Origin of the sequence: Devosia sp. BK (assembly GCF_032907385.1) — a bacterium.
In the GTDB taxonomy this organism is placed as follows: domain Bacteria; phylum Pseudomonadota; class Alphaproteobacteria; order Rhizobiales; family Devosiaceae; genus Devosia.
Genome location: NZ_JAIMBX010000004.1, coordinates 51,389 through 68,432, shown reverse-complemented (window position 1 = coordinate 68,432; position 17,044 = coordinate 51,389). Strand labels below are relative to the sequence as shown.

At 60.8% G+C, this 17,044-nt stretch carries 16 protein-coding genes; 11 read left to right on the top strand and 5 right to left on the bottom strand.

Going from position 1 to position 17,044, the window contains the following annotated elements:
- The 6 genes from DevBK_RS19065 (at window position 1) to DevBK_RS19040 (ending at window position 4,918) form a co-directional block, all read left to right on the top strand.
- Window positions 1-1,785, top strand: a complete 1,785-nt coding sequence (locus DevBK_RS19065) for a stimulus-sensing domain-containing protein (RefSeq protein WP_317186605.1) — start codon at window positions 1-3, stop codon at window positions 1,783-1,785.
- 201 nt (window positions 1,786-1,986) lie between these two features.
- Window positions 1,987-2,454: an HPr kinase/phosphorylase gene (locus DevBK_RS19060; RefSeq protein ID WP_062628920.1), complete on the top strand. Its 468-nt coding sequence runs from the start codon at window positions 1,987-1,989 to the stop codon at window positions 2,452-2,454.
- A 139-nt stretch (window positions 2,455-2,593) separates the two neighbouring features.
- A complete protein-coding gene (locus DevBK_RS19055) occupies window positions 2,594-2,995 on the top strand; it encodes a PTS sugar transporter subunit IIA (RefSeq protein WP_061911736.1) in 402 nt (133 codons plus the stop codon).
- Between the two features lie 4 nt (window positions 2,996-2,999).
- Window positions 3,000-3,293, top strand: a complete 294-nt coding sequence (locus tag DevBK_RS19050) for an HPr family phosphocarrier protein (protein WP_061911737.1) — start codon at window positions 3,000-3,002, stop codon at window positions 3,291-3,293.
- A 107-nt stretch (window positions 3,294-3,400) separates the two neighbouring features.
- The gene (locus DevBK_RS19045) at window positions 3,401-4,324 is read left to right on the top strand and encodes a VOC family protein (RefSeq protein ID WP_317186604.1); all 924 of its coding nucleotides are present in this window, start codon (window positions 3,401-3,403) and stop codon (window positions 4,322-4,324) included.
- 48 nt (window positions 4,325-4,372) lie between these two features.
- Entirely contained in the window at window positions 4,373-4,918 is a 546-nt protein-coding gene (locus DevBK_RS19040) for a DUF924 family protein (RefSeq protein ID WP_317186603.1), read from the top strand.
- Between the two features lie 146 nt (window positions 4,919-5,064).
- Here the strand turns inward: DevBK_RS19040 and DevBK_RS19035 are convergent, their stop codons facing one another.
- On the bottom strand, window positions 5,065-6,306 hold the full coding sequence (locus tag DevBK_RS19035; RefSeq protein ID WP_317186602.1) for an aminopeptidase: 1,242 nt from the start codon (window positions 6,304-6,306) through the stop codon (window positions 5,065-5,067).
- A 743-nt stretch (window positions 6,307-7,049) separates the two neighbouring features.
- On the opposite strand from DevBK_RS19035, the gene DevBK_RS19030 reads away from it, so the two are divergent.
- Window positions 7,050-8,846 (top strand): ABC transporter ATP-binding protein, encoded by a 1,797-nt coding sequence (locus tag DevBK_RS19030; RefSeq protein ID WP_317186601.1) that lies wholly within the window; start codon window positions 7,050-7,052, stop codon window positions 8,844-8,846.
- Window positions 8,847-8,885: 39 nt separating this feature from the next.
- On the opposite strand, the gene DevBK_RS19025 is transcribed toward DevBK_RS19030, so the two are convergent.
- Together DevBK_RS19025 and DevBK_RS19020 are read right to left on the bottom strand one after the other, a co-directional pair.
- A complete protein-coding gene (locus DevBK_RS19025; RefSeq protein ID WP_317186600.1) occupies window positions 8,886-9,443 on the bottom strand; it encodes a hypothetical protein in 558 nt (185 codons plus the stop codon).
- A 72-nt stretch (window positions 9,444-9,515) separates the two neighbouring features.
- Window positions 9,516-10,016 (bottom strand): cytochrome b, encoded by a 501-nt coding sequence (locus DevBK_RS19020; protein WP_317186599.1) that lies wholly within the window; start codon window positions 10,014-10,016, stop codon window positions 9,516-9,518.
- Window positions 10,017-10,642: 626 nt separating this feature from the next.
- Between DevBK_RS19020 and DevBK_RS19015 the strand changes: the two genes are divergently transcribed.
- The 3 genes from DevBK_RS19015 to DevBK_RS19005 all read left to right on the top strand — a co-directional run bounded on the left by DevBK_RS19015 (window position 10,643) and on the right by DevBK_RS19005 (window position 12,674).
- Window positions 10,643-10,930, top strand: coding sequence for a hypothetical protein (locus DevBK_RS19015; protein WP_317186598.1), 288 nt, complete (start codon window positions 10,643-10,645; stop codon window positions 10,928-10,930).
- Between the two features lie 187 nt (window positions 10,931-11,117).
- On the top strand, window positions 11,118-11,444 hold the full coding sequence (locus DevBK_RS19010) for a GIY-YIG nuclease family protein (protein WP_317186597.1): 327 nt from the start codon (window positions 11,118-11,120) through the stop codon (window positions 11,442-11,444).
- A 189-nt stretch (window positions 11,445-11,633) separates the two neighbouring features.
- Entirely contained in the window at window positions 11,634-12,674 is a 1,041-nt protein-coding gene (locus DevBK_RS19005; RefSeq protein WP_317186596.1) for a type I restriction enzyme HsdR N-terminal domain-containing protein, read from the top strand.
- Window positions 12,675-12,839: 165 nt separating this feature from the next.
- On the opposite strand, the gene polA is transcribed toward DevBK_RS19005, so the two are convergent.
- Window positions 12,840-15,755 carry a DNA polymerase I gene (gene polA / locus DevBK_RS19000; RefSeq protein WP_317186595.1) on the bottom strand — a complete coding sequence of 972 codons (2,916 nt, stop codon included), beginning with the start codon at window positions 15,753-15,755 and terminating at the stop codon, window positions 12,840-12,842.
- Window positions 15,756-15,910: 155 nt separating this feature from the next.
- Here polA and DevBK_RS18995 point away from each other — a divergent pair, with 155 nt between their 5' ends.
- The gene (locus DevBK_RS18995; protein ID WP_062628930.1) at window positions 15,911-16,183 is read left to right on the top strand and encodes a hypothetical protein; all 273 of its coding nucleotides are present in this window, start codon (window positions 15,911-15,913) and stop codon (window positions 16,181-16,183) included.
- A gap of 59 nt (window positions 16,184-16,242) precedes the next feature.
- On the opposite strand, the gene DevBK_RS18990 is transcribed toward DevBK_RS18995, so the two are convergent.
- Window positions 16,243-16,812 (bottom strand): GcrA family cell cycle regulator, encoded by a 570-nt coding sequence (locus tag DevBK_RS18990; RefSeq protein WP_061911750.1) that lies wholly within the window; start codon window positions 16,810-16,812, stop codon window positions 16,243-16,245.
- Window positions 16,813-17,044: the final 232 nt, after the last annotated feature.

Here is a 17,044-nt window from a genome sequence, read left to right as displayed (position 1 = left end):
GTGGCCACGATCGATCCTGAACTCGATGAGCCGCTCGGCAAGGCCGAGGGGAAAGAGGCGCCTGCCGACAAGCATTCGCGGCGGGCGCTGCGCCTGGCGCTGATGCCGCTTGGCAAACTGATCGTCGGCTTCCGGCGCTTCATCGATTTCACGATCTTTTCGAGCCTGACGCGCCGGATCATCGTCCTGAATCTTGCGGGCCTTCTGGTCCTCGTCGTCGGCATTCTCTATCTCAACCAATGGCGCGCGGGCCTGATCGACGCTCGCGTGCAATCTCTCCGCGTGCAGGGCGAAATTATCGCTGCCGCCATCGCCGCCTCGGCGACGGTCGATAGCGATGTGATTTCGGTCAATCCCGATCGTCTGGTCGAACTGCAGCAGGGCAATGTTTCCCCGCTGTCCTATTTCGACCCGACGCTGGAATTTCCGATCAGTCCGGAACGGGTCGCACCGCTGCTGCGGAACCTGATCACCCCGACGCGGACGCGGGCGCGCATCTATGACCAGCAGGGTCTGCTGATCCTTGATAGCGATAATATCTATGCGCGCGGCGAGGTGATCCGGCAGCAGATCGATACGTCGCGCACGCAGGATTTCTTCCTCGCAGATTGGTGGAACGCCATCATTTCCTGGGCGCCGGGCGATACGTTCTCAAAGTACCAGGAATATGGGGCCGACGAGGGCACGCGCTATCCCGAAGTGGCTTCGGCGCTCCAAGGCGCGCCGGCAGATTTCGTGCGTGTCGATGGACAGAACCAGCTTGTGGTTTCGGTCGCCGTGCCGGTACAGCGCATGCGCGCGGTGGTCGGGGCAATCCTCCTCTCGACCGCGCCGGGCGATATCGACTCCGTCGTGGCGCAGGAGCGCTGGAGCATTTTGCGCATCGCGCTCATTGCGGCGGCGGTGCAGATTGCTCTCTCGTTGCTTTTGGCCGGCACGATCGCTGGTCCGATGCGACGGCTTTCTGCGGCGGCCGAGCGGGTGCAGACTGCCGGCAATGCGCGCGCGGAAATTCCCGACCTGACCGATCGGCCCGATGAAATCGGGCATCTGTCCGGCGCGCTGCGGCGCATGACGGACGCGCTTTACAATCGCATCGAAGCCATCGAACGCTTTGCGGCCGACGTGGCGCATGAGCTCAAGAACCCGCTGACCTCATTGCGTTCGGCGGTCGAAACGCTGCCGCTAGCGAAAAAGCCGGAAGATCGCGCGCGGCTCAACGAAATCATCCAGCATGACGTCAAACGCCTCGACCGGCTGATTACCGACATTTCGAGTGCAAGCCGGCTCGATGCGGAACTGGCGCGCGAAAGCGCCGAGCAGGTCGATATCGAAAAGCTCACCGAAGCCATGGTGGGTATCCAGAAGGATGTGGCGGCGGGCCGCGGGGTCAATGTGGTGATGGGCAAGCGGCTTGGCCGCGGCTCGACCGTGATCAGTGGGCACGAAAGCCGCCTGGCGCAGGTGCTCGCCAATCTGATCGACAATGCGGTGTCGTTCTCGCCGCCCGATGGCACGGTGACAGTTGCTGTCTCGACCGAGACCGATATGATTGTCGCGAGGGTGACAGACGAGGGACCCGGGATCACCGGCGATGTCGGCCGCATCTTCCAGCGGTTTTATACCGATCGGCCGGAGGGCGACGGCTTCGGCAATCATTCGGGGCTGGGTCTGTCGATTTCCAAGCAGATCGTCGATGCGCACAAGGGGACGATCAGGGCACATAACCGGACGGATCGGTCGGGCGCGGTGTTTACGGTGTCGTTGCCGAAGGCGCGGCGGTAATTCTCTCGTGGTCTGTGGCTCTCGACACCCCCTCCCATCCTCCTCTCCTCAAATCGCTCCACTGGAGCGATTTGCCCTTCGGTACGGCTCGGAGCCCATCAAGGGGGAGGTGAAGGGACTGTGTTTCAGGTGGGATCGTGCCACGCACTCGATGCGGCACCTCCCCCTTGATGGGGGAGGTTGGGAGGGGGGGATCTCTCCATGAATCAGCGAGAAAACATTCACGCCACTGCCATTACCATCGATAGCCACGGCATTCTCATCCGAGGCGTCTCGGGCTCAGGCAAGTCGCTGCTCGCGCTTTATCTGCTCGATCTTTATGGCGCCCGAGGGCGCGAGGTCGCCCTCGTTGCCGATGATCGGGTCGATCTCGAGCACCATGACGATCACGTCATCCTGTCCCCGCCCAAAACCATTGCCGGGCTGATTGAACTGCGCGGCCGCGGCATTATTAGGCGGCCCTCTGTGGAGGCCGTGCATCTGGCGCTGGTTGTTGATCTCGTCCCCGAATTGATCCGCATGCCCGACGATACGGCGTTTTCGACCAGCATTTTCGGCATTCCAGTGCCACGTTGCCCCGTGCCTCAGGCGGGAATCATTGCGCTGGAGCACCAGCGCCTCTTGATCGAAGCGGCGCTCGACGCAATCTCTTTGGGCTCGGGAGCGTGACAATTTATCGCTTGCCTTCCAAGGCTTCGGGGGCAAGACTGGCGCCCGCTCCCGAACGCGCCCGGTGCGGGGAGCGGGGGCTAATGGACTGGGATGGCACCGAGCGCCAGAAGGCGCAGCCATCGTCTGGGGAGATTGCATGATCGGGTTGGTTCTGGTGACGCATGGCGCGCTGGCGGACGAATTCAAGCTGGCGTTCGAGCATGTGGTGGGCCCCCAAGAGCAGTGCGAGACCATCGCTATTGGTCCCGAGGACAATGCCGAGACACGGCGCGAGGATATCCTTGCCGCCATCGATCGCGCCGATAGTGGCGACGGCGTCATCATCCTGACCGATATGTTCGGTGGCACGCCCTCCAACCTTGCCATTTCGGTGATGCAGAACCGGCATGTGGAAGTGATTGCCGGCGTCAATCTGCCGATGCTGGTGAAACTCGGCCGCGTGCGGGGCGATATGGCGCTGCCCGAAGCCGTAGCACTGGCGCAGGAAGCGGGCCGCAAATATATCACCGTCGCCAATTCGATCCTCGGCGGAGCCTGAGAAAATGGACGGTGATCGCGCCGTTGCCCAGCAACTGACCATCGTCAATCGCAAGGGTCTTCACGCCCGCGCGTCGGCACGCTTCGTCCGCACCGCCGAGTGTTTCGATGCCAATCTGCAGGTCATCAAGGATGGGCAATCGGTCAACGGCAATTCCATCATGGGCCTGATGATGCTGGGGGCTGGGCCCGGCTCGACCATTCTGGTGCAAGCGACAGGCAAGCAGGCGCGCGAAGCTCTCGAAGCCATCGTCGAGCTGGTCAATAATGGCTTTGACGAAGACAATGAAGGCATCTGATTAGCTAGAGTTCTGCGAACGAAGCCTTCGCCTTCGGTCTTATAGAAGCGCAGCCGCGTGAGGCCTAGATTATGGGCAACACCGAAATTGCTTCAGGGAGGTCGATCATGATCGACACATCCGTTCAGACCGTCGTCAAATCCAAACCCATCCTGCCGCTCAGCACCACGCTGGGGCCCGTGCATCTCGCCGTGACCGATCGCGCCAAGGCGCTCGCCATCTGGCAGGATGTCGTCGGGCTCGACCTGATCGCCGAGCGCGGCAATGCGCTTTCCCTCGGCGCCGGCGGCACCGTGCTCATCGTACTTGAAACCGGCGCCATCCGCCCGGTCGTGCCGCGCAGCATCGGCCTTTATCACGTCGCCATTCATGTGCCGAAGCGCGTCGATCTTGCGCAAATGGCCGTGCGTGCGCTGCAGCGCAATGTCCGCATTTCGCCCACCGACCATCTTGTCAGCGAAGCCATCTATCTCTGGGATTTTGATGGCAATGGCATCGAGATCACTTTCGAGACGCCCTGGCGCGGGACGCTGGGCGATCCGGAAAAGGGCGAGACCTATGCTATCGCGGCCGATGGCAAGCCGCATTCGGGCCGCGAGGCGATTGATCTCGACGATTTGCTGGGTGAGCTGGGGCCAAGCCCGGTCCTCGCGCCACGCATGCCGGCCGGCACGCGCATCGGGCACATCCATCTGCACGTCAACGATCTCGGTATCGCCATGACGTTCTATCGCGATGTCATCGGCTTTGCCGGCTTCCTCTTGATCAACTCCTTCGGAATGGGCGATGTCGGCCTCGACTACATGCCCCATACCGTGGCGTTCAACATCTGGTCCGGACCCAACGCGGCACTGCCGTCGGCCGGATCGGCTGGCCTCCGGTGGTTTACGCTCTCCTTGCCCGATGAGGCGACGCGCGACGACTTGCTTGAGAGGCTCGAAAAGGCGGGAGCGCCGATCGAGCAGCTCGATGGCAGCATGGAGACGCAGGATCCGTTCGGCAATCGCCTCCGCTTGACACTCGCAAACTAAACCGCAACTGGCGCGTTTCTGCCCCGAGGGTTTTCATTGGGGGCAGGAATGCGCAGTTCACACGATGTTCTAACCTTCTGGTTCGTGGCGCACGGACCAGAGGATTGGTTTGCCGGCAAGCCTGAATTCGACGCCAAGATCGCTGAGCGGTTCAGTACTACCCATGCCCATGTCGCCAAAGGCGAAGCCTGGGAGTGGCGCGCGGGGGCACGCGGACGGCTCGCCGAAATCATCGTTCTCGATCAGTTTTCACGGCAATTGTTCCGCAACCGGCCCGAAGCCTTTGCGCAGGACAAGATGGCGCTGGTGCTGGCCCAGGAAATGGTGGGGCAAGGGCTCGATATGCAATTCGAGCAGCCGCAGCGCGGCTTTATCTATCTGCCCTTCATGCACGCAGAGTCGGCAGCGATCCAATCGGCTTCGGTGCGGCTTTATGAGGCGCTGGGAGATGAAGATCAGCTGAATTTTGCGCTAGAGCACCGAAAGGTCATCGAGCGTTTCGGGCGGTTTCCATTCCGCAACGCCGCGCTTGGCAGGGAGAGTACGCCGGAGGAGCGCGACTATATGGCTGAGCAGGGCGAACGGTCGTTCTGAGCGTACCGTCACCCCCTCCCAACCTCCCCCATCAAGGGGGAGGTGCCGTTCTGTGGGCTGGGCACCATGGAGCAAAAGACGCTGTCCCTTCACCTCCCCCTTGATGGGGGAGGTCGGGAGGGGGTGGCGGTGATAAAGAGGGCGGCTCAGAACGCCCATTCACCCTTGCGCATGACGGGCTCGCTCGTGCCGTCTTCATGTACGCCATCGATGTCGATCTTGTCCGAGCCGATCATCCAGTCGATGTGAATGAGGCTCTTGTTGCCGCCCTGGGCAAAGATCTGGTCTTGCGAGAGCTCCTTGCCGCCCTCGAAACAATCGGCGTAGCACTGGCCCATGGCGATGTGGCACGAGGCGTTTTCGTCGTAGAGCGTGTTGTAAAAGAGAATGCCCGAGGCCGAGATCGGCGAGGAATGGGGCACGAGAGCCACTTCGCCGAGACGACGCGCGCCTTCGTCGGTATCGAGCACCTTGTTAAAGACGTCCTGACCCTTGGTCGCCTTGAGTTCAACCAGGACGCCACCTTCGAAGCGCGCCTGGATGTTTTCGATCAGCGTGCCATTGTGCGAGAGCGGTTTGGTGGCGGCCACGGTGCCTTCGACGCGGAGGCGATGCGGGGTCGTGAACACTTCCTCGGTCGGGATATTGGGATTGCAGGTGACCCCGTTCTTGGCTTCCGAGGCGCCGCCCTTCCAGCGGTGACCATCGGCTAGGCCAATGGTGAGGTCGGTGCCGGGGCCGGTATATTTGAACGACGAAAATTTCTTGCCGTTGAGCCAGGTCCAGCGCGCCTTGAGATTGGCATTGTGCTCCTTCCAGGCGGCGATCGGATCGGCTTGATCGACACGTGACGCCTTGAAGATGGCGTCGGCGAGTTTGGCGATCGCGACCTCTTCGGCATCGTTCGGGAAGACGAGCTTGGCCCAAGCTGGAGTTGGGTACGAAACGATATTCCAGTTGATGTCGAAGCCGGTGATCAGTTCGAGCGCCGGGCGATAGGCGGCCGAATTGGCGCGATTGGCGCGGGAGACTTTTTCCGGATCCTGGCCGGAGAGCATCATCGGATTGTCGCCGGAAATGGCGAGGCGCGCGGCGTTGTTCTTGTAGGCCTCGGCCATGCCGGAATAGAGCCAGCCGGCGGCGCGATCAAAGCTCTTGTCATTGGCATATTTGTAGCGCGCGAGCGTCGCTTCCTCGTCTGAATAGATGGTGGTGACGAGACCGGCGCCGGCCTTATAGGCGTGTTCGGTGATGCGGCGAACGAGCGGGGCAGACACCATCGGCGCGGTGATGATGAGATCCTGACCCTCGGCCAGTTGCAGGCCGACCTTGATCGCCACTTCGCCGAGCTTGTCGAGTTTCGTCGGATCGATTGCGGGAGTGCTCATTCTGGAATGGCCTTGTTTTTGTTGAATCGGTTGGCGCGAGCCTATCCGGCCAATTGTGGCGACGCCACCCGGCGAAATCGGAAATTCGCTTGACCTGGATCAAGGTTTTACGCGGCGGCGAGGCGCAAGACAGAGCCAGCACATCAGGAGGCTCTCATGATCGTTCTTCTTACTGCAGTCTTTGGTATTTTCGGCGCTTTTGCTGTGGGGATGGCCTATGCGCAGATCCAAGCACACGGGATCGTTGCGCCGGGCGCGCGGCGGCCGGAGTGAACCCCCACCCAGCCTCCCCTGGTAGGGGAGGGATCCGCCGGTGGCTCTCCGGCCCCGAACTTCACTCGATGCATACCTCCTCTTAGTAGGGGGAGGTTAGGTGGGGGAGCTGCACCCGCCCACTGTGTCTCTTGGGCACCACCTCTCACATTCACTTGTATTAACCTATTGGCAAAGGCGAACGGTTTGGGTATCAACCGTTCGCCGCTTCATTTTTCAGCAACAGGGAGGCGATGCATGCCAGCATTTTCATTCGCTTCCCCGTGGGCCAGCCGCCGACCTTAGGCTGATCCCATTCGCGGCCCGCCTCGGGCACTGATCCGAGGACAAGCCGCCCGCGGTTTCTCTTTCCTTCGCTTTTGCAGAGCTGACTGATCCCAACGGGGTCATTGTCTCTAAAAGTCCGTTCTGCGCCTTTTTCATATCCTTTTGAGGAGCCGGTTGCCGGAGAACGGGACCGGACTGCCAGAATGAGTCGCAAGAAACTCGATTTTCGTGCCGACGCCTTCAGACAGGTGCTCGGATTTACCTTCCGCCACTGGGCCCATCAGCCCAAGCGCATCGCGCTGATTGCCGGGCTCGTGATGATCTCGACGCTCGCCGAGGTGCTGGTGCCGATGTTTTCGGGCCGCATCGTCGACGCCATTTCCGGCGGCGGCGAAAACGCGCTGAGCGGCGCGTTGTCGGCATTCGCTACGGTTGCGGCGCTTGGCCTGACGAGCGTTGTGCTGCGCTATTTCGTCTTCAACGGCATCATCAAGCTGACGCTGAAAATGATGGCTGAGGTTGTCAATGACGGCTTCTATAAAGTGCAGCGGTTTTCAACCGATTGGCATGCCAATAGCTTTGCAGGCTCGACGGTCCGCAAGGTGACGCGCGGTATGTGGGCGCTGGATTCGCTCAACGACATCCTCCTCATCGCGCTTCTGCCCAGCATCGTCATGTTGGTCGGCGCCTCGATCCTGCTCGGCTCCTATTGGCCGGTGATGGGGCTCGTCGTGGCTTTGGGTTCGGTGATCTACATTACCTTCACCGTCTTGATGTCGGTGGGCTATGTCGCGCCGGCCGCCAGCCTTGCCAATGCTTGGGATACGCGCCTAGGCGGTTCCCTCGCGGATGCGGTGAGCTGCAACTCGGTGGTAAAGGCTTTTGGCGCGGAGCATCGCGAGGAGGAGCGGCTTAAGCACGTGCTCTCCAAGTGGGACACACGCACGCGGCGGACATGGAAGCGCGGGACGCTTAACGGCACCATCCAGGGTTTCCTCATGACCCTGATGCAGGCCGGTATTTTGGGCACGGGCCTTTACATGTGGACGCAGGGGCTGGCTTCGGCTGGCGATATCACCTTCGTCCTCGCCATGTTCTTCGTGCTGCAGGGGTATCTGCGCGATGTCGGCATGCACATCAGAAACCTCCAGCGCTCGGTCAACGACATGGAGGAGCTGGTGGCGCTCAACGGCATGCGGCTCGGTGTCGAGGACAAGGCAGGGGCCAAGCCAATTGCGATCAAGGACGGCGCGATCAGGTTCGACCACGTCACCTTCCGCTACGGCAGCCACGCGACCCCGCTGTATCGTGACTTTTCGGTTGCCATAAAGCCGGGCGAGCGTGTGGGTCTCGTGGGGCATTCTGGCTCGGGCAAGACGACGTTCGTCAAGCTGATCCAGCGGCTCTATGACATCAACGAGGGTGCGATAACCATTGATGGTCAGAACATCGCCGAGCACCAACAGGCGAGCCTGCGCAATCAGATCGCCATCGTGCAGCAGGAGCCGATCCTCTTTCACCGAACGCTGGCCGAGAACATCGCCTATGGACGACTGGAGGCGAGCCGGGCTGAAATCATCGAGGCGGCCACTCAGGCCAATGCGCATGATTTTATCATGAGCCTGCCCAAGAAGTATGAAACGCTGGTGGGTGAGCGCGGCGTAAAACTGTCGGGTGGCGAGCGGCAGCGTGTTGCCATTGCCCGGGCGTTTCTTGCCGATGCGCCGGTGCTGATCCTGGATGAAGCGACCTCGAGCTTGGATAGCGAGAGCGAGGTGATGATCCAGGAGGCGATGGAGCGGCTGATGGAAGGCCGGACGACGCTGGTGATCGCGCATCGTCTCTCGACGGTCCGTGCACTCGACCGGTTGCTGGTTTTCGACAAGGGCAAAATTGTCGAAGAGGGCAATCACGAGGCGCTGATCCGGCTCCAGGGCGGGATCTATCGCCGGCTCTTCGAGCGGCAGGCGCTCGAACTGACCAAGGGCCTCGTGGCCTAGTGACCAAAAGAACCCGCGGAGCGATCCGCGGGTTTTTCTTTAAGCGAGTTCGCTGACGGAAATGCCGGTGAGCGGATCGCGGTGAACGTTCATGCGCTTGTAGAAAGCGCCACCGGGCTTGCGGCGCGGATCCTGCGGATCGATCAGTTCGATGCGGCGGCGATCGGGGCCGAAATAACGCTCGCTCCTGACATAGAGGATATCCTGGCAGAGCTGTTCGGTCAGTCTGCGCCGCAGATCGGGCAGTTGATCGCCGAGGAACAGCACTTCGTCGAACCCCATCTGCACGAGCGGCACGATCTGGTGGCGCGGACCTTTGGGCACGACGCAGATGATCGGCGCATAGCGGCGGAGCTGGTGCTCGGAGGCACGAAGGCCGCGGAGTACGCGCTGCTTGCCGGCATCGGGCAGGAGCGCGTGGACGATGTAAAAGACCAGCCGCTCGCTCGGCAGTTCAAGCTCTGGCGTATAGGCGGCGACGGCGCCGAAGCCGAGACGTTTGGCCAGATCGCCCAGCGCTGCCGTTTCGACAGCGCTCGGCCCGAATGTAACTGCCATGCAGCCGACAAGTATAGTCTTGGTGCCCGGTTCTACCATTCTCTTCCCCCAAAGAGGCTGGTTCTATTTGGGGAGGACTATGCTCAGGCTTTGATAATCTTGTGTTAAAGCTCAGCTTTCTGGCTTCATCATGCGCAGAAGGATGCCGCTGCGCAGAACGAATTGCTGCACGAGCGCGGCGGCGATGTGAATGAGGACGAGCGCGATGAGCGCAAGGCGCAGCGGGCCGCCATGGACATCGGCCGCGTTTTCGACGCCGCCAAACCAGGCAACGAGGCCGGAAATCGGCAGCGCGAACAGCAGTACATAGATCAGGCCATGAACAATATTGGCGAGAACGCCGAAAATGGCGGGCTGGCCGGCGGGATGTGGCGGCGCGCCATGGCGTAGGCGGATGATGAGGCGAATGGCGGCAAGGATCAGGATGGCGCTGCCGACAATGATATGGGGCAGGGGATTGGCGCCCTCGGCAGGGCCGCCTTCCATGCGCGCGTCCCAGGCCATTTCCATGCTTTCATGGACGAGGAGCTGGAAGAGAATGAGGGCCGCAATGACCCAATGGAGAATGATCTGGGCGCGGGAATAACCCGCAGATGGAGTGGAAACGGACATGGCGACGCTTTCCTGTGGGGCCGCGGCGCGACAGACGCCGCTTGAGGAGAATTGGCCAGTCGCATTGCGGTTGCAAGTGAATGTTTGGACAGGCTGAAGCCCCGGCCAGCCCTCTGGCTTCCGGTGATTGAGCGGACCCCGGAGCAGCAATCGCCTCGGATGAGATTTTGTTGATGAAGCGACAGCCGCTCCGGAGGCCGGATTTTTGGACAGAGACCACAGCGCCCAGTTGATCGCTCGTCGCAGGGCGGCCGACTCCAGAACCCATGGGAAGGCGACCTCCCACGACCGGCTCCCCCCGCCACTGATCGCCTGCAGGCCGCTCCCGCGGGGTGGATGGGGGAAGAATAGAGGAAATTTTGGGAGCGGGGATAAGCGGGATAGTTTCGTGGCTCACCACACCCCCTCCCAACCTCCCCCATCAAGGGGGAGGTGCCGGGCTGGCGGTCTTGACTGATAGCAAGTCTCGAACGCGATGCTACACCTCCCCCTTGATGGGGGAGGTCGGGAGGGGGTGAGCGCCGCAGCTCGTGCTCGCCCTTAACCCTTCATTCACCATAAAACCAAGCGCTCGGAGCCCGGATCGCGAGAACGCATTGTATTTGTATCAAATACGAGGCAGCCCCATGGCTTATTCCGATCCAATGCCCGACGCCTATGTCGCCGAGTTTCTAGACCTCGCGCGCTCGGCCAATGTCACCTTCGATATCACCGAAGACCGCCTGCATATGCGGATGGTCAGGCCCAACTGGTCCATGTGGACGCCGATCCGGCATCTGCTCGATGAGATTGGGCATGAACGGATCGAAGCGTTCGTGCGGCGGGAGGCGGCTGCGCGACAGGCGGTGGAGAGCTGGAATGAGGCGAGTGTGGAGCGGCTCAAGGGCGCGGCGGAGGTGATGCGGGGCCTGTAACGCCCGCCGTCTTTCCCAACACACTCGATGTCACCCCGGCGAAGGCCGGGGGCCATCCTGAGATGTTTCTGCCAAAGCCGATTGCTCGCGACTCACAACTCCCGGGGGATGGGCCCCGGCTTTCGCCGGGGTGACAGCTGGTGGGTTGGGTGTCACTGTGCATCGCAGAAGTATCGCGAGGGGGCTCATGTACTTCGTTTACATCATGGCCAACCGCAAACGTGGCACACTCTATACTGGTGTGACCAACGACCTTATCCGTCGTGTTTCCGAACATCGCGAAGGACTGGTGCCGGGCTTCACCAAGACGCATGGCTGCAAGGTGCTTGTCTGGTTCGAGGTGCACGAGGACATCGAGGTCGCCATCACCCGAGAGAAGCTGATCAAGAAGTGGCGTCGCGATTGGAAAGAGGAGCTGATCGAAGCGCAAAATCCCGAATGGCGTGATCTGTGGTGGGAGATCATCGGGCCGCAAGCGTCCGCTGAGAGCACGCCATATAGAAGCGATACCTGATCGTCTTGGCCGCTTCACCAACCACTGGCTGTCACCCCGGCGAAGGCCGACGCCCATCCTGAGGTTGTTTAAACCTTCCAGGCCCTCACGCTTAGATGCCACCCCACTTTTCGGAGGCCCCACAGAAAAAGCAGTAGTTTACAGAAGTTTAAACTCCAATTACTTTTCGATTATTGGGGGAGATTTCGCATGTCATTCAAAGAAGATGTTGCTGATCTGGCGAAGCGGGCGATTAGTGCGCAGGCTGTGGCTCAGACGGAGGAAGCAACCAAGAACGCTATCGTGATGCCATTCTTGCGAGTGCTTGGCTTCGATGTATTCGATCCAACCCAGATCATTCCAGAATACGTCGCGGATGTCGGGCTGAAGAAAGGAGAGAAAATCGATTACGCCTGCAAGATAGGCGATCGCATTGAATACCTAGTCGAAGCAAAGTCCGTATCTACCAACCTGCGTGATGCACAGTACAGTCAGCTTTTCCGTTACTTCCACACCTCAGATGCCAACATTGGCATTCTCACCAATGGGTTACACATCTGGTTCTTTACGGACTTAGAAGCGCCCAACAAGATGGATGCCACTCCCTTTTTCAAGTTTGACCTCCTTTCCTACGACGATAACGACCTCAAGGAACTGGAGAAATTCCACAAGTCAAATTTCAAAATCGAGACGATCCAAGCCGCTGCGTCATCCCTGAAATATCTGCGCGGAGCAATGAACTTCATCGAAGGTCAATGGTCTGATCCCGATGAGGAGTTCGTGCGCATGGTCGCGCGTGGTTTTTACGAGGGCAAACTTACAGGTGCGGTAGTGAATGAGCTAAAGCCCATCGTGCGCCGAGCATTTGATGACCTGTTCCGCCAAAGGGCGAAGCATAAGATCGATGTGGCTTTCGATGGCGGACTTGATGAGGCAATTCCCACTGTCGATGACAAGAAAATCGAAACCACCGCTGAAGAAATGCAGGGCTTCATGATCGTCCGAGCTATCGCGGCCGAGGTGGCGCCAGTTTCTCGCATTGCTCTGCGGGACGCCCAATCGTATTGCGCGATCTTGTTTGACGACAACAATCGCAAGCCTATCGTGCGTCTTCATTTCAACGGAAAGTCAAAATTCTTAACGGTGTTTGGCGCGGAGAAAGAAGGAAGCCGCTACGACATTGAGCAGGTGGAGGACATCTACCGCAGCGCTGGCGCGATCAAGGACGCGGTGAGAGCCTACGCTGAATAGCGGCAGCCAACCACGGGGTGTCACCCCGGCGAAAGCCGGGGCCCATCTTGAGATGGTTGAGTACTGATAGTGCTTATCGAGGCGGGCTGGCGTCTGGAGATGGGCCCCGGGTCAAGCCCGGGGTGACAGCCGGTGGGTGGGACGAGTTAGAATATAACCTCGTACTTAGTGCGCCTCATCCCAATTCTTGGCCGCATGCGCGTCCACCTGGATCGGCACTGACAACCGCACCGCTGGCTCGGCCGCGTTTTCCATCACGCGCTTGATCACCGGGATCGCCACGTCTTCCGTCCCCTCCGGCACCTCAAAGATCAGTTCGTCGTGGACCTGCAGCAGCATGTCGGCGTCGATTTTGGCTTTTTTCAATTCCGGCTCCATGCGGATCATGGCGCGGCGGATGATGTCGGCGGCAGAGCCCTGGATGGGGGCGTTGATGCTGGCGCGTTCGACAAAACTGCGTTCGCTTGGATTGCCGGAATTGGCGTTGGGGAACTGGATCTTGCGGCCAAAGATGGTGGTGACGAAGCCGTCGGCTTTCACCTTCACCTTTTGCTCGTCCATGTAGTCGCGAATGCCGGGGAAGCGTTCGAAGTAGGTTTTGATGTAGTCGCCGGCTTCGCCGCGGGGGATGGAGAGCTGGTTGGCAAGGCCGAAGGCGGAAATGCCGTAGATAATGCCGAAATTGATGGCCTTGGCGCGGCGGCGGACTTCGCTCGGCATGCCTTCGACGGGCACGTTGAACATTTCCGAAGCCGTCATGGCGTGGATGTCGAGGCCTTCCTCGAATGCGTCCTTGAGGGCCTGGATATCGGCGATATGGGCGAGGACGCGCAGCTCGATCTGGGAATAATCGGCCGAGATCAGCACCTTTCCGGGCGCGGCGACGAAGGCGGTGCGGATCTTGCGGCCATCGGCGGTGCGGACGGGAATGTTTTGAAGGTTCGGATCGTTGGAGGAGAGGCGGCCGGTGAGGACGGAAGCCTGCGAATAGGACGTGTGCACGCGGCCGGTGCGCGGGTTCATATAGGTGGGGAGGGCATCGGTATAGGTGCCCTTGAGCTTGGTGAGCTGACGCCAATCGACGATGGTGCGGGCAAGCGGCACGCCTTTGAGGGCGAGGTCTTCGAGCACATCGGCGCCCGTCGACCAGGCGCCGGTCTTGGTCTTGGTGCCGCCCTCGATCTGCATCTTGTCGAAAAGGATTTCGCCGAGCTGCTTGGGCGAGCCGAGATTGAAACTCTGGCCGGCAAGCTCGTAGGCTTCGGCCTCGAAGGCGGCGGCGCGCTGGGAGAAATCGCCGGAAAGGCGCGCCAGGATCTGCCGATCGACGGTGATGCCGCGGGCTTCCATGCGCGCCAGGACCGGGGCGAGCGGGCGTTCGAGGGTTTCGTAGAGCGTCGTGGCATTTTCCGCGGCGAGGCGCGGTTTCAGCACATGCCAAAGGCGGAGAGTGACGTCGGCATCCTCGGCGGCGTAGCGGGCGGCAGCAGCGATGTCGAGCTGGTCGAAGGTTTTTTGCGCCTTTCCGGTGCCGGCGAGCTCGGTGAAGGTGATGGTCTTGTGGCCGAGCCAATGGTCGGCGAGGACGTCCATGCCATTATAGCGTGGGCCATCGAGCGCATAGGAGATGAGCATGGTGTCGTCGATGGGCGCGAGGTTGATGCCGTAGCGCCAAAAGATCTCCATGTCGTATTTGATGTTTTGCCCGATTTTGAGGATCGAGGGCGCCTCGATGACCGGTTTCAGGGCTTCGAGCACATCACGAATGGGCAATTGGCCCTCGACGAGGCCGCCGCCCGAAAGGAGATCGCCGGCAAGGACATGGCCCACCGGGATATAGCAGCCTTCGCCGATCTGGGTGGAGAGGCAGATGCCGACGAGATCGGCCTGTTGCGGATCGAGCCCGGTGGTTTCGGTGTCGATCGAGACGTAGCCGACATCCCAGATTTTCTGGACCCAGGCGGCGAGGCGCTCGGGCTTGGTGACGGTTTCGTAGGCGTCGTAATCGACGGGAATGGCCTTGATGCGCGCATGCTCTTCGGCGGCGAATTTCGCGGGGCCGGAACCGGGCACGACATTGGCGGCGATTTTCGCCTTGGCGACGGAGAGCGAGGTGGATTTGAGCGAGGCCGGAGCTTCGGCGCCACCGGCGCGGAGATCGGGATCGGCCTCGAAATCATCGGGATTAGCGTCGAGCAGGGTCGCCATGCGCTTGGTGATGGTCGCGAATTCCATGGCCTTGAGGAAGGGGAACAGCACCGAAGGCGCCATGGGCTGGCGGATGAGGCCATCGAGGTCGATTTCGACGGGGACCTTTTGCTCGAGGGTGACGAGTGTCTTGGAGATGCGCGCGAGATCGGCATTGGCGATCAGCTTTTCGCGGCGGGCGTTCTGCTTGATCTCGGTGGCGCGCTCTAAGAGGGTTTCGAGATTGCCATAGGTATTGATGAGCTCGGCCGCGGTCTTGACGCCGATGCCGGGCACACCGGGGACGTTGTCGACGCTATCGCCACAGAGCGCCTGGACGTCGATGACCTTGTCGGGGGTAACGCCAAACTTGGTGAAAACCTCTTCGGGCCCGATCCAGCGCAGGGGCGGCTGGCCGGGGCGGGGGATGGTGTCGAGGAGGCGAATGGAGCCATCGGGCTCGACGAGCTGCATCAGGTCCTTGTCGGACGAAGCGATGGTCACCTTCATGCCGGCGGCGCGGGCCATGCAGGCGTAGGTGGCCATGATGTCATCGGCCTCCCAGCCTTCCATTTCGATGGAGGGAATGGAAAAGGCGCGGGTGGCCGAGCGGGTCAGCGGGAATTGCGGGACCAGTTCTTCGGGCGCAGGCGGGCGCTGGGCCTTATATTGGGGATAGAGATCGTCGCGAAAAGTTTTGCCCTTGGCGTCGAAGATGACGGCCATGTGGGTGGGCGGCTCATCGATATCCATGTCCTGCGTGAGCTTGAACAGCATGTTGCAGAACCCCTGCACGCAGCCGACGGGCAGGCCATCGGACTTGCGATTGAGCGGCGGCAGGGCGTGGAAGGCGCGGAAGATGTAACCCGAGCCATCGACGAGCAGCAGATGCATGAGACGATTCCCTTTCAGTCCGGGCGCAACTTTAAAGGCTCGTGAACAAAAGCGGTACCCGGATTTTGCACGAAGCCGCCGGAGGTTGCCGCCGCAACCAGAGCGCATATGGCGCGTTTGGACGCAATCGGGGGATCTTTGCGGCGGAGGGTTGAATGAGTATTTCTGGAAAACTGGACCGGATCACCTGGGCGCAGCTGACGCTGGCCGAACGCATGGCGATGGTCTCGATGACGGCGGGCGCGCAGGGCCATATCGAATGGTCGATCCAGCGGGCGCTGTGCTACCACAAATTGGCGCGGCTGACGCCCGGTGGGCTGGTGCTCACGCGCGACGGGCGCTTCGTCATTGCCGCGCGCCATGGCCTGCCGGTCGTGGTGGGCAAGGATAATCCCGCAGGTCCCTTGCGCTCGAGCAATCTCGGCTAACGCGGTTTGCTTTTAGGCAAATAAAAAGGGCGCTCGCGGCGCCCTTTATTTTTAGCTGATCAGCGCTTTTTCTTGTCGAGCTGGTGATAGGCCCGGCGCGAGTGGAAATCGCAATAGGGGCCGGTCTCGAGGCTGTGCTGGCCGCAGAAATAAAAATCCTTCGAGAGCGGATCGCCGATCGGCCACTTGCAGGTGTGCTCGTTGAGCTGGAGGAGGCTCAGGCGCTTGTCCTCGGGAATGAAGATTTCCTGGCTCGCGGGAGCGACGTAAAGCTCCTGCTCCATATCGGGCGACATGGCGAGAGCGGTGGCGCCCATGACCTGCGGACGCGGCATCGACGGGCGCGGCTTGGCCGCAGCGGCCATGCTCGGCGCGCTGGTCGAGACACTGGGACCGGCAGGCCGGCGCGGCGCGGGACGTGGCGCCGGGCGGGTGCGTGGTGCGGTATTGGTGGGCTTGGCACGAGCCGAAAGCTTCAAGCGATGAACCTTGCCGATCACCGCATTGCGGGTCACGCCTTCGCCGAGCTCGCCGGCGATCTGGCTGGCGCTCAGGCCTTCCATCCAAAGTTTCTTGAGAAGTTCGACGCGATCGTCGGTCCAGCCATTCGATTGCGCTCCGGTAACCATCGTCAACTTAGAATCCTTTTCTCCGCCGCCAAAGTGACTTGGCAGCCTTTCGACTCTACGGCTCGTATGCTGAGTGGGTCCGCCACACGAGATATCGTGTCCCCAATGCCTATGACCTTACGACATCGGCGGAATCGGGATCAAGAGTCGGGGCTGTTTTTCCCCCCGAATTCAGTGGTTAATTTTTCGCTAACAATCATTGAGTCAAATCAGGCACTTGCCTGCGAGAGCG

Bases quoted from the DNA above. Each gene is read 5' to 3' on its own strand.
- DevBK_RS18995 (WP_062628930.1), top strand. From the start codon at position 15,911: ATGAGTATTTCTGGAAAACTGGACCGGATCACCTGGGCGCAGCTGACG.
- DevBK_RS19055 (WP_061911736.1), top strand. From the start codon at position 2,594: ATGATCGGGTTGGTTCTGGTGACGCATGGCGCGCTGGCGGACGAATTC.
- DevBK_RS19030 (WP_317186601.1), top strand. From the start codon at position 7,050: ATGAGTCGCAAGAAACTCGATTTTCGTGCCGACGCCTTCAGACAGGTG.
- DevBK_RS19060 (WP_062628920.1), top strand. From the start codon at position 1,987: ATGAATCAGCGAGAAAACATTCACGCCACTGCCATTACCATCGATAGC.
- DevBK_RS19020 (WP_317186599.1), bottom strand. From the start codon at position 10,016: ATGTCCGTTTCCACTCCATCTGCGGGTTATTCCCGCGCCCAGATCATT.
- DevBK_RS19025 (WP_317186600.1), bottom strand. From the start codon at position 9,443: ATGGTAGAACCGGGCACCAAGACTATACTTGTCGGCTGCATGGCAGTT.
- DevBK_RS19040 (WP_317186603.1), top strand. From the start codon at position 4,373: ATGCGCAGTTCACACGATGTTCTAACCTTCTGGTTCGTGGCGCACGGA.
- DevBK_RS19010 (WP_317186597.1), top strand. From the start codon at position 11,118: ATGTACTTCGTTTACATCATGGCCAACCGCAAACGTGGCACACTCTAT.
- DevBK_RS19050 (WP_061911737.1), top strand. From the start codon at position 3,000: ATGGACGGTGATCGCGCCGTTGCCCAGCAACTGACCATCGTCAATCGC.
- DevBK_RS19045 (WP_317186604.1), top strand. From the start codon at position 3,401: ATGATCGACACATCCGTTCAGACCGTCGTCAAATCCAAACCCATCCTG.
- DevBK_RS19005 (WP_317186596.1), top strand. From the start codon at position 11,634: ATGTCATTCAAAGAAGATGTTGCTGATCTGGCGAAGCGGGCGATTAGT.
- DevBK_RS18990 (WP_061911750.1), bottom strand. From the start codon at position 16,812: ATGGTTACCGGAGCGCAATCGAATGGCTGGACCGACGATCGCGTCGAA.
- DevBK_RS19015 (WP_317186598.1), top strand. From the start codon at position 10,643: ATGGCTTATTCCGATCCAATGCCCGACGCCTATGTCGCCGAGTTTCTA.
- DevBK_RS19035 (WP_317186602.1), bottom strand. From the start codon at position 6,306: ATGAGCACTCCCGCAATCGATCCGACGAAACTCGACAAGCTCGGCGAA.
- polA (WP_317186595.1), bottom strand. From the start codon at position 15,755: ATGCATCTGCTGCTCGTCGATGGCTCGGGTTACATCTTCCGCGCCTTC.